The sequence below is a fragment of the Erwinia sp. MMLR14_017 genome (assembly GCF_033657285.1).
Lineage (GTDB): Bacteria > Pseudomonadota > Gammaproteobacteria > Enterobacterales > Enterobacteriaceae > Erwinia.
The window spans coordinates 352,103-378,099 of record NZ_JAWVWP010000005.1; the positions used below are offsets into that span (position 1 = coordinate 352,103).

Genomic DNA, 25,997 nt, shown 5'->3' on the forward strand with positions numbered 1-25,997 from the left:
GGTAAAAGAGGCCGTGACGGGAGCCTGTGCGTCCGGATACTCCCCCCGGCTATATAAATAAAAGTTGAAGGTTATGGCTGACATTCCGGAAGCGATCTCTCCGTAAGGCCAGTGCTGGCGGCGCATCCCTTCGCTGACAGAGTAAAACAAAGCAGAGAGAAGAGAGGCTGGTGATAATCAGCGGCATTATCCGCAATAAAAAGAATTTTCTCTGTTACGAAACGTTAATGTCAGGGAATTGACCCAGCTGACGGAACAGACCAAACCACTCTTCAAGGTGCCAGGTAGAGGTGATCCGCCCTGCGGTAAGATGGTGAAACTCATGGATAGCAAAGCTCACCTGTTTGCCGGTGGCAGGTATCCCCATAAGCAAGCCAAGGTGCGTGCCGGTAATTTCAGCGCGTACGGCAATGCTTCCCGGCGTCTGGATCAGATCATGGATCTGAATATGCACATCGGGAAAGGCTGCAATCAGGCCAAGGATAATGGGTTTTAATCCTTCTGGTCCGGGTCCCTGCCCTGGCGCCAGCGGAATATCCTGCCACGCCGGGGTAACGACTTCATCCAGCAAATCGGGGTTCTTTTCATTAAAGGCGCGATAAAGCGTTTCAACAGCAATGCGTTCTGCTGAGAGCTGGGCGGTTGGGTTCATGGTGTTGCTCCTGATGAGTAAAAGATTGCCTGAGGATAAAGCGCGGCCTATCATCAATCCAACAAATAACCGATATAGATAAATATACGATTTATGGATTTTCACGGCATCGATCTGAATCTGCTGGTGGCATTTAATGCCCTGAGTGAAGAGCGCAACGTGACCCGCGCCGCCAGTCGCGTTGACGTCAGCCAGCCGGCAATGAGTGCGGCACTGGGACGACTCAGAACGCTGTTTGCCGATCCTCTTTTTCAGCGTAGCGCTGAGGGGCTGCTCCCTACCGCCAGAGCAAGAGAGCTGGCGATACCGATAGCGGGGGTGCTCAGGCAGCTGGAAGCGGCGCTGATTGCCAAACCCACTTTCGAGCCGGCCAGGGTCAGCCAGACCTTTCGGCTGGGCCTTTCTGACTATGCTGCTGTGGTGTTGTTGCCGCAACTGAGTCATGCCTTACAGGAACAGGCACCCGGTGCAATGCTTAAAGTCGTCGCTTTCAGCCATCGTGACAGCGCGGTAGAGCTGCTGGATGCAGGTAAAATTGATGTGGCGATTGGCATTCCGCCCACGCAGCAGGATAGCCGGATCCTCTCCCGTCTGCTTTTTCAGGATGAGTTTGTCACCCTATTAAGACGCGATCATCCCGCAGCCGGTCAGGTGCTGGATCTGCCCACCTTCCTGAAGCTGAAGCATGTCCTGGTTTCCCCGGAGGGCGATGGCTACGGCGTGGTTGATGCCGCGCTGGCGCAGCAGGGATTAAGCCGTACCTGCGCGCTGACGCTGCCGCAAATGTTCACGGCGCCTGCCGTCGTGGCCGCCACGGAGATGAGTACCACGGTGATGAAACGCGTGGCACGCAATGCGGCGTTGGCCGATCGGTTACTCTTCTTTCCTCCTCCGCTGCCGCTGCCAGTTATTCCGTTCTATCTGATCTGGCACCGCCGTAATGACGGCTCTGCCGCGCAGCAGTGGCTCAGAGCGCTAATCGCATCGCTGGCATCCTCGCTATAATAGAGGGAATGGTGCAAAAAACGCATCCGGACAACGTAATGAGGTGAAGGTTTGATTAAATACTGCGTGCTCTATCCCGCTACTGAAAATGGCCACTTTGATCATGATTACTATCGTGACGTTCATTTACCGCTAATCAAAGCCAGAATGGGTGACTATCTGCTCTCTTACAGCATTGATAAAATCCTTAACAGCCCGGATGGTTCCCCGGCTCCCTACGTTGCTGCCTGCTATCTGGTCTGCCGCTCCACGGAAGATCTGGAGAAAGGCATGGCTGGTCATATTGATGAGATTGTTGGAGACGTGGACAATTTTACCAATATTAAGTCGGTAAAATGGATTGCTGAAGTGGTGGTTTAAGCCCCTTATCAGCCATAAAACCAGGTTTTGCCTGATGCGGGTCACTTAAGGTGATCCGCATTGTTTTTAAAGGGATATGTTGTCTCTTGTTTCTTACTTCTCTGCTTTCTGCCTGCTCCATCCGGGGAACTTCAGTATCGCGGCATTGCTGTAAAAGCGCTTCAGGTGACCGGGAATAGCGTCCGGTAAATGCAATGGCATTGGTAATGCACGTGCATTATTATTGCGCTGTTGATAGTGATGACGAGACTCCTTTTTATGAACCTGTTAAATAGTGAAGGCGATTAAGGGACACAGCCGAATTAAGGTCGCCTCTATGGACGGCTTTCTGCTCAGGCTGTATTTCGTTCAGCCCATGCATCAGTATATTGAATATTACCGTCAAGAATCTTCCAGGTTATTTTTTCATACTGCATAGAAACAGATTCCATATGATTCATTTTGTCATTGGCCGCAATCTTGCAGTTAGGAACGCCACAATTCACGCCTGTAACTTTCACGTTTTCCATAAGTACAGAGTAATAGGCTACCTCTTGCCCTGCATCGTTGATGTGGTAGAAACGCACCTCCGCGCTTTTAAGGGTTTGACCTGTAGAGGCAGCTTTGTAAAGGTATGGGCTTGAGGAATCAACTTCCTTTTCAAAATTGAAGGGCGAATGCTGACAGGTTCCAACTATTTTACCATTGTGATTATCCACAGGTATGTTGATACCATGACTCATGCCCAAAATTTCAATAGACCCCTCACGATCCTGAACATCTACAGACCCTTTAATGTCTGCGCCACCATCATCTTTAAGCCACAAGTACGGGGGGATTGGCATTTTATTTGCTCCTTGCTTTTTTGATTAATTTTACTATTACGATGTACAGAATAAATGAAGAGATTAAGTTAAACCCAATCAAAATATAATCATAAGAATAATAAATATCTTCGGGGGTGGGATTTGAATTTAACCAGTGTGCGATTCTTATAGCAGTGTCATTGCTGATCATGGGATGCACAGAAAAGTAATGAACATCAACCCATGACACGAGACAAAACAGGGCAATGAACCAAACCAGTTTTAACAGGCTACGGACAAGTTTTCGGATAACCACTATCAATCACCTCAATTGTGCCGTAAGACTCTAAAGCCGCTCCCGGTACTTTCTCTTTTTTGGTTCTTAACAGTGCATCCTTCAATCTGTTGTAGTCTGACTGGTTTGAAAGAGTTATGCACCCATCTGAAACTTGCCCCGGATGAAGTCTGAAACCACCCCTCGCAACACCCTTGTAAAAGGTTGCATCGTCTATCTTCCCATCAGCACGGAACAGAGCGAACCACTCAGAGTGATCAACATGGTATTTGAAAGTAGATTTAAATTTATCTATACCCCATGCCCTGAGCTGGTTAGCTGTACTTCCTGTCGGCCTGTCCACTATATAGTATTTTCCAACAGGTAAAGCTCCATTATCTGTAATGATCCCGCAAGCGCCCTTGTTCCTGTAAGCACCATTACCAGAAAAAGCCATGAATACACCTATCCCATCAAAGGTGAGAGGGGAGTAATCAGCACCGTTTAAAATTAACCTTCCATGTAAAGCCATAGTATCCCTACAGTTAATATTGGTATTTGTTTATCGTAACCTAATGTCACAGGGGTTTGAAGCCCAACCGTACAGGAGTGCATGAACGGGAACTGGTTCATATCTCTTGAGGATGCGCGGTGCAAAATTAAGGGGCAGCTAAGAGCAAAATAATTGAGATGCAACGATTTGCTCTCCTGCTTTACGCCCCTCAGAATGATGGCCAGATGCAGACCCTGTTTACTTCACCAGTTCCCGCAAAGAAATGCCGCAGCCTGCTGCAACTCCCTGCTCATCCCGACTGGGTTAACTTTTAAGGTATCTCATCGGAAAATCGTGCGCTAATAGCATCACGTTCATAGCCCTGCGGTTGTGTCAGAATCTGGTATAAATCAGGACGGCGACCATGGATCCAGCGCCGTCCGGTGCTCATTGCAAGCAGGGTTAAATCCAGTTCAGCACACACCATGACATCCTCAGCGGCTGAAGTTTCATTAATAACTCTGCCATAAGGATCAAGGATCATGGCATTACCAGTGCGCACTTCATCATCATCTGCGCCTACACCGTTACTGAAGAGAAGAAACAGTCCGTTGTCATGCGCACGCGCAGGCAGCCATCGCATCAGCCATTCTCTTCCGCTTGTTCCCATGAATGCAGCAGTAATTTCTTCTTTTCTCGTTTCCCGCTCCGCCCAGAGCGCCAGCGGAATCGGTTTCATCGCATGAGGGCTGCGGGAATCCGTACCGCCGGTTTGATGCGGCGCGAGCAGGATATCTGCGCCCAGCAACGCCGTAGCCCGCACGTTCTCCACCAGATTATTGTCCCAGCAAATTAAGACGCCTACTTTCACTCCCCACGGCGTATCAAAAACGGTAAACCTGTCACCGCTACTGATTGCCGGATGCTCAAATGCATGAAGTTTACGATGCGTCTGCATTGAGCCGTCCGGCATACAGGCAACATACGCATTATAGAGGCGGCCATCGTCGGCGATTTCAATCAGTCCGGCACCAATAAGCATCTGATGTTTTATCGCCAGAGTGCGAATTAATATAAGGGAAGGACTGCTCGCAACTGGCTCTGCCAAAGCCGATACCTCCGCTGCGGTGAGCTTGGGTACATGCCAATAGCCGGTGATACTCATTTCAGGGAAAGTGAGAATTTTTACCTGCTCAATAGCCGCCTGTTCAATAAATTTCTCCATTATCAGCAAATTGTATTTTTTGTTATTTGCCTGATGCTGAAACTGTACGGTTGCAGCCTTTAGGGGTGTAAGTTCGCGCATGGTGCTTCTCCAGTTGTAATCGAAACTGGATTACATAACGATTACCGATAACTGTATAATCAAATCATTTCCAGTTTCGATAACCTTTTGGAATGTAAATTGAACATCCGTTTGCTTAAGGCCTTTTTAATACTGGCTGAAAAAGGAAATTATGCCGACGCGGCACGGGCGTTATTTATTTCGCAACCAGCACTGACCAAACAGATTAATCTCCTTGAATCCATGGTGAAAATGTCGCTTTTTACGCGTGGTCGTCACGGAGCAATACTGACGTCCGGAGGCAGAAGTTTATTGCCAGAGGCTGAAAAAGCGCTCAGGCAAACTGAGTTATTTTTGCATCATGCAGAGCGGGTATCAAAAGGGATTGAGGGGCATATAGCCGTTGGGTTCGGTCTCTCAAGCTTTTATCTGGCCCCACGCTGTATTGCTGAATTTCGTCGGGACTACCCGGGAATCGAGATGTCATTGACGGATCTTCCCTCTTTCCAGCAGTACGAGCTTTTGCAAAATGATGAGCTTCAGGTCGGCTTTGTCAGAGTTCCTCCACCCGTAGCGCTTGATTACCTGCCATTGTTTACCGATAGGCTGGTTCTGATTGCACCCGCAACCTCACCGTCATTGCTTGCTGCTGACTGGCTAAAGAAACGCCCTCTGTTGCGACTTCATGCTGGACGAGGACGTGGATTAAATGCGCAAATCGACCGCTTTTTGCATGACAACGCTCTTTTCATATCCTCCACTCAGTTGACTGATGATATACAAACTATTATCGCACTGGTGATCTCGGGTACAGGTGTTGCCCTTGTGCCGTACAGTGTTATGCATATTGCGCCGCCAGAACTGCTTATTATTCCGTTAACGGGTAAGTCATTAAGCTGGAAGGTTGGCATCGCCTGGAACGCAAGCAAGGAGGATGTGATCCGTGACAATTTTATTGCCAGTATAAGAAAAGGCATGACGGTCGAAAACGGGTAATCAATATAAGCAATGTCCGGACATGTTCACGAGGCGCTGGCGCTGACCAGGGGAGATGATGATCGCCACGCACAGAATTCCCATCAAGCGACGTAACCAGGAAAAAGGCCGGACGGAACAGGCCCGGCTGTGGACGGTGGCTGACCGGACGGTACATACCTGGGTGAATGAGGCGGTGAATACTGCCGCTGCTGATGGCGTGACGTTTTCCGTGCCGAACCAGTCGGGATTGCTAATCTGTGAATCATCCGTAAATGCATGACAATCATTTCCGTCTGTTGCTCTCTGGAACCCGTTTCCTGACAGCCAGTCTGTAAGGACGCTGTAATTTTTTCAGGCTATTTCACCGGCTCCATTGAGGAATAATCAGCTTCTGTCTTCATCTCTTTATTAAAGATAACTCACTGATTTTTTTTTGTTGTATGAACCCGGTACCGCTTGCTACTTATTTTCCCCTCTGCCGTTACCAGAGAGGAACCTTCCCGTTTCCTCAGCCACACAATTACGACCCGTTCCGGTTTAATGCCCTTCACGCTCTACTACTTCTAAGGAAAAACTATGAGTTCAATCTCTTCAGGTGGACTGTCGCAACTGCTCCCACAACAATTTTCCGGTTTTGATTCAGAAACACTTTCAGGTAAGTCTCAGAATTCCGGCTCAACCCAGGGTGGCGGCAGCATAAATTTTAGTGGCCCAGCGGGCACCAGCATGGACGACCTGACCAACAACGATACTAAGAATAGCGACGGCGAGCAGATGACGCAGTTGATGCAGATGACGCAGATAATCTTGTCGATGTTGATCCAAATTATGCAGCAGATGATGAAAGGCCAACAAAGCGGTGCCGATGACAGCCAGGACAACGGCCAGCCTGCCAGCATGAATGATGCAGCAACAGCAACGCCAGCAGCCTCAACCGACAGCCCTCCGGCGACCGGCACCATAGCGGCTACAACCGGTACTGACGCCAGCAGCACCGGTGTGTCAACCAGCCAAAGCACTGGCGTGTCAACCGGCCAAAGCACCGGTATGTCAACCGGCCAAAGCACCGGCGTGTCAACCGGTCAAAGCACCGGTCTGCATCTGCCAGAAAGCATGATGACACTGGACGGTGCGCTGGCCAAAGCCTCGAAAGCCAGCGGCATTGACGCGGCAACCCTGGCTGCGCAGGTATATCAGGAGTCACGCGGCGTTTCTGGTGCCAGCACCATTAATGGCGGCAATGGTGGTACTGATGCCGGTCTGATGCAGGTGAACGAAAGTACATTCAAAGAGTTGCAGCAGAAATACCCCGATGAGCTGGGTAATGCTGACCTGAGCAACCCCGCGGATAACATCATGGCTGGCGCGATGTACATGAAGGATATGAAAGCGCAGTTTGGCGACAATGAAGGCGCTGCATTGCGTGGCTATAACTCCGGACCGCTCAACGTCAATACCAACGATCTGAGCGATATTTCTAAGTACGGTACCGGCGACTCAACCTACGTTGATAAAGTGCAGAACTTTGCCAGCATCATGAAAACCGGTGTGGGTTCTTTACCAGCCTGACGCGCTGCAGGACTTTATTTCAGCATCCAGACACAAAAATGCTGAACATGTCATTGTGACATTGATCCTTATTTCGCAGCTCGGCACAGCGCCTGTTGGGCTGCTCTCTGCAAAACATCCAGCGAGGGATATTGGTTTGCAAAGAGCTGTGAGGACTGTTTTATGCTGGAGTTTGATCGCCCGGTTTCACTCGCTGGGGGTATTCGCTATACACTGATTGCTGATCGTCACTATCAGGCACATTCCAGTAGGTAAGCAGGCTCTTGTAGAAGGGTTTTAACCATAATTAATCATCTGACCGGCAAAGTGTTAAAGGCCGTGAGTGGTCATTCACGGCCTTATTTACGTTTCCGTTATCTTCAGAGGAAGAATGAACATGGCCCCCCTTTTTCACCTACTGCCGGATCGTTCAGGCGATCCTTAATCCCCCCGGCATCAGGCTCAGCGGCCAATTTTTTTGTTGAAACGCCTGACTACAGCAGTTTCTGCTCCGCAAGATCCAGGGCGAAATAGCTGAAGATCAGATCGGCACCAGCGCGTTTAATCGCGCCCAAACTCTCCAGTACCACTTCACGTTCGCTGATGGCACCAGCCTGTGCCGCGAATTTGATCATCGCATACTCACCGCTCACCTGATAAGCCGCCAGCGGCAGAGTAGTGTTGTCACGCACGTCGCGGATAATATCCAGATAGGCGCCAGCCGGTTTAACCATCAGCGCATCAGCCCCTTCAGCCTGATCGATTAACGATTCGCGCAGCGCTTCGCGGCGGTTCATCGGGTTCATCTGGTAGGTTTTACGGTCACCCTTCAGTGAGGTTCCCGCCGCTTCGCGGAACGGGCCGTAAAAAGAGGAAGCGAATTTAGTCGAGTAGGACATGATCGCCGTGTCGGTGAATCCGGCCGCGTCCAGCGCATGACGGATTGCCGCAACCTGACCATCCATTGCCGCAGAAGGGGCAATGAAGTCTGCGCCTGCATGAGCCGCCGCCACCGCCTGCTTGCCAAGATTTATCAGCGTGGCGTCATTGTCCACGCCGTGGTCGTGCAGCACGCCGCAGTGACCGTGGGTGGTATATTCACAGAAGCAGGTGTCAGACATAACGATCATCTCTGGTACCGTCTCTTTACAGATGCGCGACATCCGTGAAACCAGTCCATTTTCCTGCCAGGCGTCGCTGCCGTCTGCATCGGTATGATGCGAGATGCCAAAGGTCATCACCGAGCGGATACCCGCTTTTGCAATGCGCTCAATCTCATAGGCCAGACGCTTTTCAGGAATACGCATCACCCCCGGCATCGCCTGGATAGCTTTGTAATCATCAAGCCCTTCTTCAACGAAAATCGGCAGCGCCAGATCGTTGATACTCAGGGCAGTTTCCTGAAAAAGCGTGCGAAGGGATGGGGTCTGACGCAGACGTCTTGGGCGTTGGCTGGGTGAGTAACTGGACAAAACAACCTCGGTTTAACGGAGAAACACCGGCTGGAACGGCTGCCAGTGAGGAAAATAAGTGCGTTAACATTATACCTCCAGGCGCACGCTGACAATCTTTGCGCCCTGTTCTGGCTGATTACGGCACAGAATGTTTATTCCTTTGCGGCAGGCATAAAGCCGCAGAGAGAAGTTGGACAGCGGCTGACTCTCAGGGTGATACTGGCCCCGGTGTTTGCTGTTCATCCTCCACTCATTTTATGGATAATTAAGGGAAAGATATGCCTGAAGCCTCATCCTTAACGTTTGTTACGCTGCTTGGCAGCCTGCGCAAAGCCTCACTGAATGCGGCGGTCGCCGCCACGTTGCCGCAACTCGCGCCAGCAGGCGTGACGATTGCTCCGCTCGGCTCGGTTGGCGAGCTGCCTCATTATGATGCTGATCTTCAGGCAGAAGGCTTTCCTGCCGCGGTCGTGGCCATGGGCAGAGCAATTGCCGCCGCCGATGGCGTGATCATCGTTACGCCGGAATATAACTACTCCATCCCGGGCGCGTTGAAAAACGCCATCGACTGGCTTTCCCGCCTGCCGGAAAATCCTTTTGCCGGTAAGCCGGTGGCGATTCAGACCGCTTCACCAGGCATGATTGGCGGTGCGCGTGCGCAGTATCACCTGCGTCAAACCCTGGTGTTTCTCAATGCCGATACGCTGAACAAACCAGAAATCATGATTGGTCAGGCTACCTCACGGATCGATGCTGAAGCGGCTCTTCTGACGGATGAAGATACCCGACGCCACGTTGCAGCCCAGTTGGAAGCACTGGCCGCACGCGCCCGCAAAAACCGCTAATCTTTGCCGCTGGCTGCCTTTGCTAACCGCCAGCGGCTCACTTTATGGCTAAAACAGGCCGTTTCAGTAAGCTATCTCCCCCGTCTCGCTATTAGCGTCCATACTGTAAGGTTGAATACTTACCGGGGAGCAACAATGGGATTTCTGGGTTGGACCGCCGTTACTGGCGGCTTGTTATTAATAATGTCGCTGGCGTCGGGATGGATAAAACGTGGGCCGGTGACCACCTTTGCTATCTATCTGGCAGCGGGCATTGCCTGCGGCCCGTGGGTGCTGGATCTCCTGCACGTCGATATCGCTGCACACGCTGACCTAACCAGACATCTTACTGAAATTGCTATGGCCGCCTCGCTGTTTATCACCGGGCTGAAGCTGCGCATTCCACTCAGAAGTCAGGGCTGGCGGTTAGGGTTACGGCTGGCGTTTCCGGGGATGCTGCTGACCGTAGCGGGCGTTACCCTGGCCGCACACTATTTTACCGGGCTTTCCTGGATGTTCTCGCTGGCGTTTGGTGCCATAGTTGCGCCAACGGACCCGGTGCTTGCCAGTCTGATTTCAGTCAACGATGCGCGTGATGATGACAACCTGCGGGTCTCGCTCTCCAGCGAGGCAGGCATGAATGACGGCACCGCGCTTCCGCTGCTGATGCTGGCCGTGATGCTGCTGACGACCCAGGGTGGCGTTTCATCGGAGATGTTAGGCGAGTGGGCGTTGGTGGATGTGGTCTGGGCCATTATCGGCGGCCTGGGCATCGGCTTCCTGTTAGGACGATTTGTCGGTCAGTACATCACTCACCTGCGCCATACGCATCAGGATGTGGCGCCAAATGATTTTCTGGCGCTGGCGCTGATCGCGCTGAGCTATACCGCCGCACAGGCGCTGGACGCTTCCGGTTTTCTGGCGGCCTTTGCCGCCGGTGTAGGGCTGCGTCGTGCAGAAATGCGGGTTATTAACCGCCAGCCAGCGGACTGCTTTAACGACAGTGAAAATCGTCCTCCCGCAGAAGTACTGGTGAATCCCCATGTCCGCCATGAAGTGGGTGAAACCAATCCCGCCAACGCCGTCGGGCTGGTAGTGGGCGATGCCCTCTCCTTTGGCGACACGGTAGAACGATTATTCGCGGCGGGGATCATTATTGTGCTGGGGATCACCCTGGCGCAGCACTGGGACCCTCAGGGACTGATAATGGCCGCCCTGCTGTTTATAGTGATCCGTCCCGTTTCGGTCTGGATAGCCACTACAGGGATGAAAGCGCCACGGGGACAGCGGCTCATTATCGGCTGGTTAGGTATCAGGGGGATAGGCAGTATCAACTACATTGCCTGGGCCTATACCCACGGCGTGGCCGGGGATGAAATGACCAGAATGGCTAATATGGCCCTGACGCTGGTTGTCGCCAGCGTAGTGATACACGGTATCTCCGTTACGCCCCTGCTGAACTGGCGGCAGAAGAAACTCGCCGCCAGGCAGGCTGATAAAAGCTAAAGCACGAGCGCCGCGTCAACCTGCATTTTCGTTGCGCGGTGCCTCAAAGCCTTTTGGGCTTTCCCGCAGCAGATAGCTGTTAAGAATACCGTGCTTGATCATAATGCGCAGAATACCCAGGAAGACCAGGAACTCTGAAAACACCAGCGAACTGGCCGCACCGATAGCTCCAAACTTCCACGCCATCAGACAGCAGACAGGGATGTTGATCAGGCCAACAATAAACATGACATGCATACGCTGCTTTGCCAGCCCGTGTGGAATAAGGATTTGCAGCCCCGCTGGATAACTGACGTTACCGAAAATAAAGCCACATACCGCTACCCGCAACACATTTGCCGACTCGTGGAAATCAGGGCCGAGCAGCAGCCGCACAATCAGATCCGCAAAGAAAAACGTAAATACCACGATAAACACGCTGATAGCGAAGGAGAAGGTAATGCTCTTTCGCGTTGCATGGATCACCGCGTGCGGATCCTTATGGAACAGATAGCTCACCCGTGGGAAAAAGGCGTTGCCGATCTGTTCTGGTAGCGTGTTTGCCGCTTTTTTCAGGCGGTCAGCTCCGTTGTACAAACCCACCATATAGTTGCTGGTCATGCTGGCCAGGATCAACACGTTGATGTTATTGAACAGGTTGGCACCGGCAATCGCCAGGAAAACATGCAGGCTGTCTTTGATGCGCTGGAAGATCTCTGCCGGTTCGAAGCGGTAAAAACCGATGACGCGCATGGTGACCACGAAATAGAGCGTGATAATAGCGGTAATGGTTGCGGTCACGCCGGGGATCAGCGCGGCCAGCCAGGTATCATCCGGCGTCTTCACCAGCAGGAAGGTCAGCGGAATGGAACAGAACTGACCCACCGTAGAGATAAGCGCGGTTTTACCCAGCTTCTCAAATCCCTGCATCAGCCAGCCAAAAGAGAGCAGTTGTCCATAGAGCACCGTGGAGTTAGCCAGCACGATATAGAACAGATTATGCCAGTGCGGGTTAAACCAGGTTGCCAGCAGCAGAAGGGCCAGCGTGCTGGTCCCCATAATCAGCTTGGCATTAAAGGTGGACCAGAAGAGCTGGGTCACCTTCTGCTTGTCCTCGCGATGCATGGCAATATCTTTCGTGGTGTAGACGTTAAAGCCCCAGTCAGAGATAGTGCTGCAATACATAACGCAGGCCAGGCCTAAAGCCAGTACCCCCATGTGCTCCACGCCAAGCACGCGAGCCAGATAGGGTAAGGTAACCAGTGGAAAAATAAACGAAGCGCCACGCAGCCCCAACAGGGAAAAAATATTAATTACTAAACTTTTATCAAATACCTTAGCCATCAACCATTAACCTTATCATGATGTCATACCGCGCAGATTCTGCCTGACTTTGATCAGATTAGAGTATAATTCCGGCTTCCTTAACAGTAGCCAGTTAGCCGTTGAGCCTGGTTTCAGACTTTTCCCGAGATAATGAATAGATTGCATAATGTAATCAGGCACGCGTCGGTTATCCGCCAGGGCCAGATTAATCATCAGCTTAAAGGAATGGATCAGATAGAGCCGGCGCAATTCCGCCTGCGTTTTTTTATCTTCCACGACGGCAATTAATTTTTCGTAAGAGCAGATAAATGCGTCATAACGCTGACGGAAAAAACTGTCGCTTTTAACGCTATTGGTTAATGAGCCGCTACGAATACGTTGCTTATAGTAAAGATTCTGGCTGACAAAGGCACTCCGCGCACGCAGAAATGCTTCCAGCGTAAAACAGTGGTCCTCATGCAGCCGCTTAACATATTTTAAATTAAATGAATTAATGACATCTTTTTTCAGGACGTAATTCCATGTAGCTGAGGTATAGGCACCGGAACGCAATAATGAACTAAAGACAGCCTGAGGATGCATTAAGCCGAATTCACGGTGCTCCACTTTGCCATAGGTGCGGCCAGAATCGTCATCTTCAAACATAAGCGAATTAAAGCAAAACAGCTCAATTTCCGGATGACGACTGACGGTTTCGCTCAGTTCCCGGTACAGGCCGTCACAGACCACATCGTCCGGGTCACAGCAGAAAATAAAGTCCCCCTGCGCCATCTGGATGCCGACATCACGGGCATTGCCCAATCCGCCGTTGGCAATAGTGACGATTTTCACATTCTCCATTTCACCATATTTTTGCTCGATCAGTGCCAGCGTATTATCCGTTGAACCATCATTGATAATAATGAGTTCATTGGGCGCAGGAATTTGACAGAGTAATGAATCTACACATTCAATAATATAATTACCTACGTTATAGGCAGGAATAATCACAGACAATAACTTGGCTGACATGCGTGTTTTCTCTTACTGGAACAGAATGCTTTTTAATTAACAACAAACATGACAGAAAATCAATGGGGTTTTATTGAGAAGATACTTATTAAGAATAATACCAGGCGACAATCACAAACATGTTTATTTGTTTCATTAGTTACGTTTTAAACTCAAATTAACCCGACCATAATAAAATATTAATGATTACCCATTCGGCGAGGAAGTTATTTAAAACAGAACTTATCATACTCAAGTAAGCTTAATTTATTTTTTGAAAGACTTTTTTATACAATAATTATAACTTCAACCATACGTCAACACAGCACCATTCTAAGAAGAAGCTGAGCCGGAAAAGATGTCAGACTATTTACACCTACTAAGAATAATCTTAACCAGATCTCTGCCGCAGTTAAATGAGAGCATAAAAAGGCTTATTTTACAGCGCCTCCTCTGCTGCTGAATCATCCACCTTTCCTTGTGCAGTAAAATTATTCGCAAAAATCGTTACAGATTTTTCCTGCTGTTGCACTGCTTCGCCAGGCGATCCTGAGAAGAGTCTGGCGCGGTAATGCCCTAGAAAACAGGATAAATCTGATGGTAAAACTACTTATCCTTTCAATTTTCCACACAAAACAGTTTGATGGCGTGAATCATTTTCCCTGCTCTTTACCTGGAACACATCGCTATTGCTGAAGAATTTTTTGTCATACTTTTCTTGCGCCTGCTGACTCAAAGGTGAAGTGAATTTTATCGCTTCAGAAGTGCTTTAGAAATTTTCTACTGAAATTCCGTGCTGGAGCACGATCCTGAACGCGAGAAACGGAGAGTGGTGAGATTTATGCTAGCCTGAAAGGTGGGTCAGGGCTTCGCTATTGCACAGATCGGGTTGATAAAAAAGATGAAAATAAAAGAGAGTTTTCGCCTCCATTTTGTCCGTGAAGTGCTGGTTCCTTTGGTGTTGGTGCTGGTATTCACCTTTGCGGCAGCCAGCTTTACCCTTTGGTGGGCAACGGCGCAAAGTAATGCCAACGCTGCTGCACAACAGCAACAGATAATAAAAACTTCACTGTCTCAAAGCCTTGAAGAGATGGTTAAGCAGCAAAGAAGTCTGGCGCTGTGGCAACCTCTCGCCCGCTGGCTGGTAACAAACCCGCAGGATACGGCATGGCTTAACCAGAATGTCGGCTCCTGGCTTTCAGCCATGTTTGGGCATCAGCTGGTTTACATCCTGGACGGCAACAACCAGCCTGTTTACCGCTGGGAAAATGGCACCAACGTGCCGGAAGCGCAGTTTGCCCACCTGCAGCAGCCAATTGCACAGTTAATGGATAAACTCAAAGTCCCCTCTTCTGATCGGAAGGGTCACCGGGAAGTCGTCGACTTTACGCTCATTGATAACCGGCCAGCCGCACTGGCAATGGGGAGTATTGATGATAACAGCAGCCAGAGGGGAACCTTTACTCTGGTGAGCGTGAAGTATCTGGATAACGATTACCTGACTGCGCTCTCCCAACGCAGTCTGCTGCATGACTTACGTTACACCGATGGCAATCCAGTGCAGAACGGCGCTAACTATTTATTGACCACACAGAGCGGACAGCCGCTGGGCCATCTCTCCTGGCGGCCCAACACGCCGGGCACCCGAATGCTGGCAGTCATTGGCCCGGTGGTGCTGATCGTGGTGTTAATCATTACCCTGATTTGCGTGGTAATGCTCCGCCGCCTCTGGCTCTCGTCACTCAGGCTTTCGCAAACTTTACTACAGCTCAGCGCCAGCGAAGCTCAGGCGCAGCATCTTGCCTTCCACGATGTGCTGACCGGCCTGCCCAACCGCGCCATGGTTGATGAGCGGCTGACGCAAAGCCTGGGAAGACTGATGCGCAGCGGAGATCAGGTCGCGCTACTGCTGCTCGATCTGGATCGCTTCAAGCTGATTAATGACACCTATGGCCACCATGCCGGTGATGATTTGATTATTGAAGTTGGCCGTCGGGTCAGTGAGCTGGTGAGCGAGCAGGATACGGTAGGTCGGCTGGGCGGCGATGAATTTGTGGTCATTCTGAATAGCGTTAACGATCCGCGAGAAATTCAGCGCATGTGTGAACTGATTATAGAAGCTCTGACCCGTCCCTTTACGCTGCTGGGCAGCGATACCTGGATTGGGGTCAGTATCGGGGTGGCTGTCGCGCCGGAAGACGCCGTCGATCGTTCAGAAATGATGCGTAAAGCTGACATCGCGCTCTATGAAGCCAAAAGTCAGGGCCGGGGTATCTACCGCCTCTTTGAGCGGGCAATGGATGAGTCGGTAAAAACGCGCCAGCAAATTGCCGCCGACCTGCGTCTTGCCTTGCAGTCTAAGAGAGATTTGGCCGTCTGGTATCAGCCGCTGATGGATATTTCTGGTCAAAAAGTGGTGGGGCTTGAAGCTCTGATGCGCTGGAATCATCCGGTTCATGGGCCGATCTCCCCCAGCGAGTTTATCCCGCTGGCGGAAGAGATGGGGCTGATTATTCAGATTGGTGAATGGGTACTGCGGGAAGCCTGTCGGGTTTCGCTGGCGTGGCCAGAGTTAACCATCGCCGTTAATGTCTCGCCCCTGCAGTTCCGTGCCGCAGGTTTTGTGGAACGCTTCAAGGCAATTGTAAAACAGGAAAAAACCCTTCCCACCCGTATTGAGCTGGAGATTACCGAGGGCGTGCTGATTGAAGATGAAAAAGGCGCACAGGAAACGATGAGCAAGCTGCGCGAGGCGGGGTTCCGTATTGCGCTGGATGATTTCGGCACCGGCTATTCTAGCCTGAATTACCTGAGCCATTTCTCCGTAGATAAAATCAAAATCGATCGGTCTTTCACCCAGTCGCTGGGCGTGACGGAGAACTCTATGGCGATTATCGAGTCCGTAGTGAAGCTGGGTCAGGCAATGGGACTTACTGTCACCGCAGAAGGGGTGGAAACCCAGATACAGATGGCCGCGCTGGCTGAAGCGGGTTGTAATCAGCTACAGGGCTATCTGTTTTCTCAGGCCGTGGCTGAAGAGCATATCGTTGATTTGCTGGCGCAGCGCAAGGCTGGCTGAAGGAGGAAAGCAGTGCAATTTAACGAGTGAACCAAAAGGGCCGCGCAGCGGCCCTTTTTCATTAGATTTACGATCAGAAGAAGCCCAGCGGCTGCACGCTGTAGCTCACCAGCAGGTTTTTAGTTTGCTGATAGTGATCCAGCATCATTTTATGCGTTTCACGGCCAATACCCGATTTTTTGTAACCGCCAAACGCCGCATGCGCCGGATAGAGATGATAACAGTTAGTCCAGACGCGTCCGGCTTTAAGCGCCCTGCCCACGCGATAAGCGCGATTGATATCCCGCGTCCAGACGCCTGCCCCCAGGCCATAAATCGAGTCATTAGCGATGGCAATCGCTTCTGCCTCATCCTTAAAGGTGGTGATACCTATTACCGGTCCGAAGATCTCTTCCTGAAACACGCGCATACTGTTGTTACCTTTCAGCAGCGTAGGCTGAATGTAGTAACCGGTAGAGAGTTCACCTTCCAGCTTCTCAATACCGCCACCCGTTAGCACTTCTGCTCCTTCCTGGCGGGCAATTTCCAGATAAGAGAGGATCTTATCGAACTGCTGCTGTGAAGCCTGCGCGCCGACCATCGTCTCGGTATCCATCGGATCGCCCCGCTTAATAGTCTTCACCCGTTTTAATACCGCTTCCATAAAGGGTTCATAGATCGACTCCTGCACCAGCGCACGGGAAGGACAAGTACAAACCTCGCCCTGGTTCAGAAAGCCCAGCACCACACCCTCTGCCGCTTTCTCAATGAATGAGGGTTCCGCCTGCATAATATCTTCGAAGAAAATATTAGGGGATTTACCGCCCAGCTCTACCGTAGAGGGGATCAGGTTTTTCGCCGCCAGCTCCAGGATATGGGTACCCGTTGCGGTTGATCCGGTAAAGGCGACTTTGGCAATGCGCGGGTTGCCGGCCAGCGCCTCACCCGCTTCACGACCATAGCCGTGGATGACGTTTAATACCCCTTTGGGCAGCAGATCGGCAATCAGTTCAACAAAGAGCGTAATGGAAAGCGGCGTCTGCTCGGCCGGTTTCAGAATCACGCAGTTACCGGCAGCCAGCGCCGGAGCCAGCTTCCAGGCTGCCATCAACAGCGGGAAATTCCAGGGGATAATTTGCGCGACCACGCCCAGCGGTTCGTGGAAATGATAGGCTGCGGTGAATTCATCAATCTCCGCTGCCGTGCCCTCCTGCGCGCGCAGACAACCAGCAAAGTAACGGAAATGATCCACCGCCAGCGGCAGGTCAGCCGCCAGCGTTTCACGTACCGGCTTGCCGTTATCCCAGGTTTCGTTAACCGCAATAAACTCAAGATTCTCTTCCAGCCGGTCGGCAATTTTCAGCAATGTTAACGAACGAACCTGAACCGAAGTTTTCCCCCAGGCTTCAGCTGCGGCATGAGCCGCGTCCAGCGCATTTTCCACATCCTCTCTATCGGAGCGAGGAAACTCACCAATAACCGATCCATTAACGGGTGAGGTGTCAGAAAAATAGGCCCCCTTCACCGGCGGAACAAACTCACCGTTAATGAAGTTGCCGTACTGTGCTTTCAGCGTAATTAAAGACTCTTTCGTACCCGGATAGGCATAGCGCATTATGGTTCTCCTCTGGATAAGCGCGCCCTGGCGAACTTAACAATGAAATAACTCGTGATTAACATTATTGCAATAATGCGAGCATGTCAGATTGCCAGCCGGGAAACTGTGACCGGGACGTCAGGAAAACAGCAGGTCGGGTTGTCAGTGAACTTCCTGCCCACTGCAAATCAGCCAGGCAGTCATGCTCTGCGTTAAAAGGAAAGAAGTGAAGCCGCGCGTTATTCACAGCTGTGACTGGGGAGTACGTAGAGAGCAAAGAGTGCCAGCCCGCTATTAACCTGGTGGGCAGCACTCAACGGGATGAAATTCAGGCGAGTTTGCTGAGCTGACGATGCTGCTGCCAGAAATCCTGCAACAGTTGCAGCGGCGTGCCGGGTTCCTGCTGATGTGCCATCAGGCTGCTTAGCGCCTCGCTGCCCTGGCTGTTTTGCAGGCAGGCGGTCATGATCTGGCCGGTAAATTCAGGATGAAACTGCACGGAGAGCGCCTGCGGCGTATATCGGATAATCTGGCACTCATCCAGCGCCGAGGCAGCCAGCACCTGTGCGCCCGGTGGGGGCTGAATAACCGACTGGCGATGCGACAGCCATGCGGAAAAATGCACCGGCAGCGCGTTTAATAAAGGATCGTGCTGCGCATCTTCGTTCATCTCAAGCTGTTGCAGTCCCCGCTCCCAGCCTCGCGGATTATCATCCACCACGCCGCCCAGCGCATAAGCCATCAGTTGATGTCCATAACAAACGCCCAGCAGCGGCAGCGCCTGTTCCACGGCGCTGCGGATCCAGGCGGCCGTCCTTTCGCTCCATTCAGCATGGTCGGTGACCATTGCCCAGGAGCCGCTGAGAATGGCAGCAGAAACTGTACCGGGTTCCGGCAGCGCTTCGCCCAGATCGGGGCGCACAACGCTGTATTCATCAGGCTTCAGGCCCAGCGCGGCGATAAACCAGTGCTGCTGTTCGCCTACGATATTGCTGACGGCTTCAGGTGGGGTTTCAAGCTGGATAATAGCCAGAGGAAGAGAAGAACGCATAGCGGGGGCCATCCTTATCAATTTCAACGCTCCCTGCCGACGAGCAGAGGCTCCGAAGCGCTATGATGGCACGCTGACGGCGGCCTGTCTCATCACTTTTTCTTTAACAGAAGTTAGCAAAAAGCATAATCTCTGGCGCAACAACAGGCTGAAAGGGCGGAAATAAATCTCCCTTCTGCGCTCTTTTTGCTGGCGAATCATGCCATGATAAAAAGGTGATCTCACGCACAACAGGACTCTCTCGTGGCTTTGCGTCATTTTTTACTTATTCTGCTGGTGGTAACCCTCTGGGCCTTTAACAACGTTGCCATCAAATGGGGGTTGATCGACCTCCCTCCGCTGTTCCTCACCCTGATGCGCTTTGTGGTGGTCGCGCTGATTCTGGTGCCTTTTACCCGCGTTAACCGCGCGCAGCTGCGTTATCTGGTGCCGCTGGCCTTTACCTTTGGCTTTCTGCATTTTTCCCTGCTGTTTGTTGGAATGAAATATACCGATGCAGGCACTGGCGCCATTGTGGTGCAGCTCGGCACGCCTTTCGCGATGATTCTGGCGATGGTGATCCTGAAAGAGAAGCTGTCGGTGGTGCAACTGACCGGCATTGCCGTTTCGCTAACGGGCGTGGTGGTGCTGGCAGGCAGCCCGACTATTCCGGCATGGTGGGTGCTTTGTTTGCTGCTGTGCAGCGCAGCGGGTTGGGCTGTCAGTAATATGCTGGTGAAGAAAGCCCCTGCCATAAAACCGCTGACCATGACCGGCTGGCTCTCTTTTCTGGCGATTCCAGTGGTCGGGCTGGCCTCGTTTCTGCTGGAATCGAACCAGATAACCAGCCTGATGCACTCAAGCTGGCGTGGCTGGTTCGGCATCCTCTACAGCGCCATTTTCTCGTCGATCATCGCCTATTCGCTTTGGTACTGGCTGCTGCGCAGCTATAACGTCAACCTGATTATGCCCTACTCGCTGCTGACGCCGGTACTGGCCGTGATCCTGGGCGTGGTGGTGCTGGGTGACAGCATGAACATTTTCAAAATTGTGGGTGCGCTGCTGGTGATTGTGGGTACCGCGATTGCGGTGGTGAACCTGCGTAATTTACGCATGCACGCCCGACTGCCCAAATTCCGCCGCCTGCGTTAGCGCCAGGCAAAAAGCGACTTTCATTGCTAAGGTGTTAAACATCAGCAAAGGGAGGAAGCAATGGATAATGGGTTTATCACCACACTCTGGCAGCAGCTCTGGTACGGGCTGCGCAAGCCCGATACGCCGCTGCCGGCGGTAAAATTTCACGCCGGGGAGCGGTTCTCCTCGCTCTATCCGGTAACTGAGCTTGCGGGAACCAGCATGGCGCTGGCGATGCAGGCCGCCGCTGAACTGGTCAATAATGCCCGCCAGATGGAGGTTGATACCCGCCTGGCTTCACGCTGGTTTCAGCAGAGTTTCTCGCCGATCAATCGTTCCGCGCCCACGCTATGGGATCCCCTGGCCGGGGATTATGCCACGCGTGATGGCTGGATACGTCTGCATACTAACGCCCCCCATCACCGCGCTGCCATGGAAAGCGTGCTGGGGAAACATGCCGATCGGAGCAGTCTGGCGAAAGTCGTCAGCCAGTGGGACAAAACGGCGCTGGAAGACGCCGTGATTGCGGCAAAAGGGTGTGCGGCTGAAATGCGTAGCGTGGCGGAGTGGCAGGCGCATCCTCAGGGTCGTGCCGTACAGGGTGAAGCGCTGATTGCGCAAAGGGTAGAGCAGGAGGCCGCGGCACCGCGCTGGCGCTTACTTCCTGCGCGCCCTCTGCTGGGCGTTCGCGTACTGGATTTGACCCGCATCATCGCCGGCCCGGTCGCCACTCGCTTTCTGGCGGGTCTGGGCGCGGATGTGCTGCGCCTCGATCCAAACGGGTGGGAAGAGCCGACGCTGGAAGAGGAGATTACCCCTGGCAAACGCTGCGCCAGACTGGATCTGACATCTTCAGCGGGACGCAGCCAGTTCGAGGCGCTGATCGCCGAAGCGGATGTACTGGTGCACAGCTACCGCGCCGATGCGCTTAGCGGACTGGGTTATGATAGCGAAACCCTGCAAACCCTGTCACCGGGGCTGATCGACGTCAGCCTTAATGCCTGGGGCTGGAAAGGCCCGTGGCGCAACCGGCGCGGTTTTGACAGCCTGGTGCAGATGGGCTGCGGCATTGCCGACAGCGGCAGGCTGTGGAAAATGAGCGACGCGCCCTGCCCGCTGCCCGTTCAGGCACTGGATCATGCAACAGGCTACCTGATGGCCGCTGCCGTGCTGGAAGGGCTGCGCCAGCGGCAGCTAAACAATACGGGCTTTACCGCGCGGCTGTCGCTTGCCAGAACCGCCTGCCTGCTGATGGAAAATCCGCTTCCGGATACGGAGCGACCTCAGGGCCTTGGGCCTGCTAAACCTCACGATAATAATGTTGAAACGGAGATTACCTGCTGGGGTATCGGCTACCGCCTGCGCTCGCCGGTCTGGCTGCCGGGAACGCCGCTGGCCTGGTCGCGTTCAGCCACGCCGCTGGGTTCCGCTCAGGCTCACTGGCGGCAGTAACGGGCAAAAAAAAGCACCCCTGGAGCGGGGTGCTTTTTTATCAGTAAGAGCCAGAGGATCAGACTTCCCCTTCCTCTTCCAGCTCATCCCGCATCGCCTGAATCGCCTCGCGGCTCAGCGCAGCCAGCGTGCGGTAGAAAGCTGTGGCAGCATGCGCCTCAACTTTGCCCAGGAACTGACCGCACCACGGCAGTAAATAATCATCAAACAGCGTAATCTGCGCCTGGATCTCATCAGCCTGAGACTGATCTTCCAGCCATGACGCCGCCAGCAGCAGCGCGCCAATATGGTCGGCTGGCGCCTCACCTAAAGGCATACCCCGGCTCTGCAGGAAGCCACGGATCTCGCTCTCCTGCGGGCCGTTATCCCAGTGCGATCCGTAGGGCGGCACCTTGCATTCACTGCCAACAAACAGCGCGTTGTAATCAGCAGCCAGCGACTGCGGATCGCTGTTTTCCTGCAGGCGGGTCAGCAGTTCATCCTGCTCCAGCGGCCAGTGCTGTTGCAGCTTGCCTTCGCGCAGCATAGTAAACAGCGGCACCAGCAGCGGATCCTGAGGCTGGCGATTATAGAGCGAGCCCAGAATACGGCAGATGATGGAAAATTCATTCATGTCGATCGATCCCTTCAGCGGTTAATCGTGACAGTGTCACAGTTGAGCAAATTCAGTAATGCTTTTTCCGGTCCGCTGCTCGAGGAAATTCAGCAAACGGCGCGGCGAAACATTTAATACGCGATCCTCCGGGAAATCCACTTCCTTCATAATCCGCAGGCAGTGTTCAAAATTGCCCAGCGTGAAGGCGGTGTGGGAATCAGATCCGCAGGAGATCCATCCTCCGGCATCGCGCACGGCGGCAACGATAGCGCGGCAGTTAGGCTCGCTGCCTGGCCGGGAGGTGGTAAAGGAGGAGTTGTTCAGCTCCAGCGCTACATTATATTTCGCCGCCGCTTCAGCCACTGCCGGGATGTCGATTGGGTATTTAGGATTCCCCGGATGGCTGATGATATGCACATTGCCGCTGGCCATCGCCGCAATCATCGCTTCAGTATGGGTAGCTTTATCACGCGGGGCAAAGACCGGCTCGTGGAAGCCAGCCACCACAATGTCCATGGCATCCATCATCGGGCCGGTACAGTCGATCTCCCCATGAATATTTTTGATATTGGCTTCGATGCCGCGCAGGATGCCCACGCCGTCCACCACGCGCGGCCAGACGCGCATATTCACAAAATGCCAGTAGTGTGGCGCATCCGCCATATCCGGGCCATGGTCGGTGATGGCGAGCAGCTTCACGCCACAAGTTTGCGCCTGAACCACATAATCACGCAGCGTACTGTAGGCATGGGTGCTGGCAACGGTATGCATATGAAGGTCAACGGGGTACATAGCTTTCTCCTTTTGGCTTAGGGCAAGAATAGCATTCCTGCCCGGCAATGACTCAATATCCGCGCGTCACATCCACCAGACCGGCAGGCGTTTCGCCCGCTTCCTGCTGAAGAACAGATTTAGCGATGTAGTCCATAGCTTCTTCTGGCAAGGTTACAGCGGCATTATGGGGAGTGATGGCAATATCCGGATGCGCCCAGAAAGGATGCTGCTTATCCAGCGGCTCGCGGACAAACACATCCAGCGCCGCCGCCCTGATCTCCCCCGCCGCCATCGCCTCAAGCAGATCATCCTCAACTAGATGTGCGCCACGCGCCAGATTGAGCAGGAACGCCTGAGGTTTCAGCTGGCTGAGCAGCGCACGGTTAAGGATGCCTTCCGTTTGTGGCGTATTGGGTAAGAGGTTGATTAAAACCTGGGTTCCGGAGAGAAACTCACCAAGCTGATCTGCACCGTGAAAGCTGGTGACGCCAGGCAGTTCTTTAGGCGAACGGCTCCAGCAGCGTACCGGGAATCCCCATACTTTAAGGCTCTCTGCCACGCTGCTTCCCAGTACGCCAGCCCCTAAAATGCCGATGCTGAACGCTGCGCGGGACTGGTTCGGCAGAGGCTGCCACAGCGCCTGCGCTTTCTGCTGCTGATATTCCGTAAAGCGGCGGAACCAGCCGAGCACGTGATAAACCGCATACTCCTGCATCTGTCGCCCCATGCCGGTATCTTCCAGACGGAACAGCGGAACACCTGCGGCCAGCATCTCCGGATGCTGGCGAAGCTGCCCAAGGATATCATCCACGCCCGCGCCAAGCGCAAACACGCCCTTCAGATCTTTACGACCCTTCAGCATCTCTACCGGCGGCTGGCGTACCAGCGCATAGTCGGCAGGCCCGGTGTCACCTGCCTGCCAGGCACGAATACGCGCCTGGGGAAGACGCTGCTGTAAACCATCGATCCACTTCTCTGCATTAAACGAGGGGTGATAAAAAATGATATCCACATTGCTCTCCTTTTTTCTTCAGGCTCGGGGAAAACCAGCACTCTGGCAAGCAAAAATTGTTGCGTTGCTCACACTTTTCCAGCGAACGGGTCGCGGGCCTGGATAAGCTTGCGCAGCAGCGGCATCAGCAGCAGTAAGACCAGCCCCACCGCCGCACTGCCCCAGCCCAGCAGACTGAAGATATGGCTGTAGCCGGGATTGGTCAGCGCTGGCGTACTGCCGCTGTTTTCCGGCATCAGGCCGGAGACATAACCCGCCAGCACCGAGGCCACGCCCGTCACCATCATCCAGCAGCCCATCATGATCCCCTGATAGCGCACCGGTGCCAGCTTGCCGATCATCGCGTAGCCTATTGGCGAGATCAGCAGTTCACCGATGCTTTGCAGCAGGTAGCTGATAACAATCCATTTAAAGGCAACCATGCCGTCACCGCCAGCCAGCATGATGCCGAGGGGCAGCACCAACATGCCCAGGCCGATAAAGAACAGCGAAGAGGCGAACTGCAGAGGAATATCGATGCGCCAGCCGCGCTCACGCAGATTGCGGAAGCCCAGTGCCAGCAGCGGACCGCCAAAAACGATCGTCAACGTATTGATGTTCTGCACCCACTGTGGCGCAACCTGAACGCCCCAGACGTTGAGTGAAATATTGTGCTCGGTGAACAGCATCAGCCCCATCGGTGCCAGCTGATAGAGCGTCCAGAACACCAGCGACCCCATCGCCAGCAGCAGATAGGCCGCCATCTTACGCTGCTCTTCACGCGGACGATGACGCAGCGTGGTAATGCCCAGCAGCAGGAAGATAGCCGCGCCCAGGCTGATAACAAAGGTGCCGGTAAAATCAGCGTGCGTCAGCATGATACGGATCAAGGGCACCAGCAGCACCAGCACAGCCAGACCAATTGCCATGCGCAGGCGGAACTGCTTTTTAGTGACGTGCAGCAGAGGCGTATCGATATCGGCCAGGATTTTCCAGCGCATTACCGAGATCACAATCGCTACCGCATTGCCGATAGTGGCAAACAGGAACAGCGCTTTGTAATGCTCCGTGAGCTGGAAATAGCCCGCCCCGGTAAAGCCGATAAAGAAGCCGAGGTTCATCCCTGCGTAGTTCCAGAGGAACGCACTTTCACGACGGTTATCCTCCGGGTTGAAACGCTGGGTCAGCATCATATTGATGCAGGTCACGTTCAGCCCGCTACCGGTCAGGAACATAGCCAGTCCCCAGTAAAGACCTTCGGCGCTCTGCCCGGACAAGACCCAGCACCCTGCCACCTGGAGCACCATACCCAGCACAAAGAGGTTACGATTACTCAGGTAGCGCCCGCCAAGGTAGCCGCCAAACAGATGCAGCCCGTAATTGAATGCACCAAACACGCCCATCATCGCGTTGGCCTGCCCTTCGCTAAAGCCAAGGCGTTTGGTTGCATAGAGCACCAGCGTGGAGTAGAGAACCGCAAAGCCAAGCGTGGCGAATATCTGGATAAAGAACAGCGCACTGGTGCCGGAAGGCGACGCTGCTACAGGACGTGGTAAGGAGGTGTTCACATCGGACCCCGTGATTATCTTGCCATTTAAAGCGCATTATTATGCACGCTGCGCGGTGGAATGCGCGCCTGATATCCCATTTTGCTGCCACACCTGACTCTTTTGGCGATTTAAGCAGCGATCTGTTCTAAAACTGGCTAAACGTGCAGAAAAGGCGAGAAAGGGTGTTGACCCGCGTCGTGCTTTTGCCTACATTAGCGCCCGTCAGCAACCTGGTTGCGGCATAAAACGGTGAGGTGTCCGAGTGGCTGAAGGAGCACGCCTGGAAAGTGTGTATACGGCAACGTATCGAGGGTTCGAACCCCTCTCTCACCGCCATATTTAAAGAGAAAGTCTGAG

Annotated in this window: 23 protein-coding genes, 1 tRNA gene and 2 pseudogenes; 11 read left to right on the top strand and 15 right to left on the bottom strand. The window is 53.0% G+C overall.

Annotated elements, in window-relative coordinates; genetic code table 11:
- Positions 1–214: 214 nt before the first annotated feature.
- Entirely contained in the window at positions 215–652 is a 438-nt protein-coding gene (locus SD961_RS11310; RefSeq protein ID WP_318790461.1) for an ester cyclase, read from the bottom strand.
- A gap of 93 nt (positions 653–745) precedes the next feature.
- Here SD961_RS11310 and SD961_RS11315 point away from each other — a divergent pair, with 93 nt between their 5' ends.
- Entirely contained in the window at positions 746–1,657 is a 912-nt protein-coding gene (locus tag SD961_RS11315; RefSeq protein ID WP_318790462.1) for a LysR family transcriptional regulator, read from the top strand.
- Between the two features lie 51 nt (positions 1,658–1,708).
- Positions 1,709–2,017 carry an EthD family reductase gene (locus SD961_RS11320; RefSeq protein WP_318790463.1) on the top strand — a complete coding sequence of 103 codons (309 nt, stop codon included), beginning with the start codon at positions 1,709–1,711 and terminating at the stop codon, positions 2,015–2,017.
- A gap of 41 nt (positions 2,018–2,058) precedes the next feature.
- On the opposite strand, the pseudogene SD961_RS11325 reads toward SD961_RS11320, so the two are convergent.
- The 4 genes and pseudogenes from SD961_RS11325 to SD961_RS11340 form a co-directional block, all read right to left on the bottom strand.
- A pseudogene (locus SD961_RS11325) lies at positions 2,059–2,200 on the bottom strand (IS4 family transposase); the annotation flags it as partial.
- Between the two features lie 149 nt (positions 2,201–2,349).
- On the bottom strand, positions 2,350–2,841 hold the full coding sequence (locus tag SD961_RS11330) for an Hcp family type VI secretion system effector (protein ID WP_318790464.1): 492 nt from the start codon (positions 2,839–2,841) through the stop codon (positions 2,350–2,352).
- A gap of 251 nt (positions 2,842–3,092) precedes the next feature.
- The gene (locus SD961_RS11335) at positions 3,093–3,608 is read right to left on the bottom strand and encodes a DUF2778 domain-containing protein (protein ID WP_318790465.1); all 516 of its coding nucleotides are present in this window, start codon (positions 3,606–3,608) and stop codon (positions 3,093–3,095) included.
- A gap of 292 nt (positions 3,609–3,900) precedes the next feature.
- On the bottom strand, positions 3,901–4,875 hold the full coding sequence (locus tag SD961_RS11340) for a nitrilase family protein (RefSeq protein ID WP_318790466.1): 975 nt from the start codon (positions 4,873–4,875) through the stop codon (positions 3,901–3,903).
- 99 nt (positions 4,876–4,974) lie between these two features.
- Here SD961_RS11340 and SD961_RS11345 point away from each other — a divergent pair, with 99 nt between their 5' ends.
- From SD961_RS11345 to SD961_RS11355, 3 genes and pseudogenes are all read left to right on the top strand, one after another.
- A complete protein-coding gene (locus SD961_RS11345) occupies positions 4,975–5,850 on the top strand; it encodes a LysR family transcriptional regulator (RefSeq protein WP_318790467.1) in 876 nt (291 codons plus the stop codon).
- Between the two features lie 52 nt (positions 5,851–5,902).
- A pseudogene (locus tag SD961_RS11350) lies at positions 5,903–6,067 on the top strand (phage integrase family protein); the annotation flags it as partial.
- 341 nt (positions 6,068–6,408) lie between these two features.
- Positions 6,409–7,401 (top strand): lytic transglycosylase domain-containing protein, encoded by a 993-nt coding sequence (locus SD961_RS11355; RefSeq protein WP_318790468.1) that lies wholly within the window; start codon positions 6,409–6,411, stop codon positions 7,399–7,401.
- Positions 7,402–7,874: 473 nt separating this feature from the next.
- On the opposite strand, the gene hemB is transcribed toward SD961_RS11355, so the two are convergent.
- Together hemB and SD961_RS11365 are read right to left on the bottom strand one after the other, a co-directional pair.
- On the bottom strand, positions 7,875–8,852 hold the full coding sequence (hemB, locus tag SD961_RS11360; RefSeq protein WP_318790469.1) for a porphobilinogen synthase: 978 nt from the start codon (positions 8,850–8,852) through the stop codon (positions 7,875–7,877).
- 69 nt (positions 8,853–8,921) lie between these two features.
- The gene (locus SD961_RS11365) at positions 8,922–9,077 is read right to left on the bottom strand and encodes a hypothetical protein (RefSeq protein WP_318790470.1); all 156 of its coding nucleotides are present in this window, start codon (positions 9,075–9,077) and stop codon (positions 8,922–8,924) included.
- A gap of 35 nt (positions 9,078–9,112) precedes the next feature.
- On the opposite strand from SD961_RS11365, the gene SD961_RS11370 reads away from it, so the two are divergent.
- On the top strand, positions 9,113–9,679 hold the full coding sequence (locus tag SD961_RS11370; protein ID WP_318790471.1) for an NADPH-dependent FMN reductase: 567 nt from the start codon (positions 9,113–9,115) through the stop codon (positions 9,677–9,679).
- Between the two features lie 135 nt (positions 9,680–9,814).
- On the top strand, positions 9,815–11,164 hold the full coding sequence (locus tag SD961_RS11375; protein ID WP_318790472.1) for a cation:proton antiporter: 1,350 nt from the start codon (positions 9,815–9,817) through the stop codon (positions 11,162–11,164).
- 15 nt (positions 11,165–11,179) lie between these two features.
- On the opposite strand, the gene SD961_RS11380 is transcribed toward SD961_RS11375, so the two are convergent.
- Entirely contained in the window at positions 11,180–12,487 is a 1,308-nt protein-coding gene (locus SD961_RS11380; RefSeq protein ID WP_318790473.1) for a flippase, read from the bottom strand.
- Between the two features lie 15 nt (positions 12,488–12,502).
- Positions 12,503–13,480: a glycosyltransferase family 2 protein gene (locus SD961_RS11385; protein ID WP_318790474.1), complete on the bottom strand. Its 978-nt coding sequence runs from the start codon at positions 13,478–13,480 to the stop codon at positions 12,503–12,505.
- Positions 13,481–14,360: 880 nt separating this feature from the next.
- On the opposite strand from SD961_RS11385, the gene SD961_RS11390 reads away from it, so the two are divergent.
- Positions 14,361–16,538, top strand: a complete 2,178-nt coding sequence (locus SD961_RS11390; RefSeq protein WP_318790475.1) for a putative bifunctional diguanylate cyclase/phosphodiesterase — start codon at positions 14,361–14,363, stop codon at positions 16,536–16,538.
- 73 nt (positions 16,539–16,611) lie between these two features.
- Here the strand turns inward: SD961_RS11390 and SD961_RS11395 are convergent, their stop codons facing one another.
- Both SD961_RS11395 and SD961_RS11400 read right to left on the bottom strand, forming a co-directional pair.
- Positions 16,612–18,132: an aldehyde dehydrogenase family protein gene (locus SD961_RS11395; RefSeq protein ID WP_318790476.1), complete on the bottom strand. Its 1,521-nt coding sequence runs from the start codon at positions 18,130–18,132 to the stop codon at positions 16,612–16,614.
- A gap of 310 nt (positions 18,133–18,442) precedes the next feature.
- Positions 18,443–19,165 (bottom strand): glutamine amidotransferase, encoded by a 723-nt coding sequence (locus SD961_RS11400; RefSeq protein WP_318790477.1) that lies wholly within the window; start codon positions 19,163–19,165, stop codon positions 18,443–18,445.
- Positions 19,166–19,408: 243 nt separating this feature from the next.
- Here SD961_RS11400 and SD961_RS11405 point away from each other — a divergent pair, with 243 nt between their 5' ends.
- Together SD961_RS11405 and SD961_RS11410 are read left to right on the top strand one after the other, a co-directional pair.
- Positions 19,409–20,296: a DMT family transporter gene (locus tag SD961_RS11405; protein ID WP_318790478.1), complete on the top strand. Its 888-nt coding sequence runs from the start codon at positions 19,409–19,411 to the stop codon at positions 20,294–20,296.
- Positions 20,297–20,356: 60 nt separating this feature from the next.
- Entirely contained in the window at positions 20,357–21,730 is a 1,374-nt protein-coding gene (locus SD961_RS11410; protein ID WP_318790479.1) for a CoA transferase, read from the top strand.
- A 58-nt stretch (positions 21,731–21,788) separates the two neighbouring features.
- On the opposite strand, the gene SD961_RS11415 is transcribed toward SD961_RS11410, so the two are convergent.
- From SD961_RS11415 to SD961_RS11430, 4 genes are all read right to left on the bottom strand, one after another.
- Positions 21,789–22,343, bottom strand: coding sequence for a molecular chaperone (locus SD961_RS11415; RefSeq protein WP_318790480.1), 555 nt, complete (start codon positions 22,341–22,343; stop codon positions 21,789–21,791).
- Positions 22,344–22,379: 36 nt separating this feature from the next.
- Positions 22,380–23,117 carry a phosphatase gene (locus tag SD961_RS11420; protein ID WP_318790481.1) on the bottom strand — a complete coding sequence of 246 codons (738 nt, stop codon included), beginning with the start codon at positions 23,115–23,117 and terminating at the stop codon, positions 22,380–22,382.
- A gap of 52 nt (positions 23,118–23,169) precedes the next feature.
- The gene (gene ghrA / locus SD961_RS11425; RefSeq protein WP_318790482.1) at positions 23,170–24,111 is read right to left on the bottom strand and encodes a glyoxylate/hydroxypyruvate reductase GhrA; all 942 of its coding nucleotides are present in this window, start codon (positions 24,109–24,111) and stop codon (positions 23,170–23,172) included.
- 68 nt (positions 24,112–24,179) lie between these two features.
- Positions 24,180–25,658 (bottom strand): oligopeptide:H+ symporter, encoded by a 1,479-nt coding sequence (locus SD961_RS11430; RefSeq protein ID WP_318790483.1) that lies wholly within the window; start codon positions 25,656–25,658, stop codon positions 24,180–24,182.
- 230 nt (positions 25,659–25,888) lie between these two features.
- Here SD961_RS11430 and SD961_RS11435 point away from each other — a divergent pair.
- Positions 25,889–25,976, top strand: a tRNA-Ser gene (locus tag SD961_RS11435).
- Positions 25,977–25,997: the final 21 nt, after the last annotated feature.